General features: G+C 52.0%; 3 tRNA genes. All 3 read left to right on the top strand.

What is annotated here, in order from left to right:
• Positions 1–64 precede the first annotated feature (64 nt).
• The 3 genes from UF05_RS08935 to UF05_RS08925 all read left to right on the top strand — a co-directional run bounded on the left by UF05_RS08935 (position 65) and on the right by UF05_RS08925 (position 324).
• Positions 65–140: transfer RNA gene (locus UF05_RS08935), tRNA-Glu, on the top strand.
• A 2-nt stretch (positions 141–142) separates the two neighbouring features.
• A tRNA-Lys gene (locus tag UF05_RS08930) sits at positions 143–218 on the top strand.
• Between the two features lie 30 nt (positions 219–248).
• Positions 249–324 (top strand) — tRNA-Val (locus UF05_RS08925).
• Positions 325–331 lie beyond the last annotated feature (7 nt).

Genomic DNA, 331 nt, shown 5'->3' with positions numbered 1-331 from the left:
TTAGGGGGATTGATACGGTTTATAAAGTAAAGAGAAGAAGAGTTCCCAAACTCTTCAATCCAGTGTCCCGTTCGTCTAGAGGCCTAGGACACCGCCCTTTCACGGCGGTAACAGGGGGTCGACTCCCCTACGGGATACCATTGGGTCGTTAGCTCAGTTGGGAGAGCAGTTGACTTTTAATCAATTGGTCGCAGGTTCGAATCCTGCACGACCCACCATTCTTCTCCACGAAGAATTAAAACTTATGTGGGCGGTTAGCTCAGTTGGGAGAGCACCTGCCTTACAAGCAGGGGGGCACTGGTTCGAGCCCCGTGTCGCCCACCATTCTCTA

This window comes from Vibrio sp. S457-15, assembly GCF_000960545.1.
Taxonomy (GTDB): Bacteria; Pseudomonadota; Gammaproteobacteria; order Enterobacterales; family Vibrionaceae; genus Vibrio; species Vibrio parahaemolyticus.
Note: the sequence above shows the minus strand (reverse complement) of the source record. Positions and strands in the feature narration are given on the sequence as shown.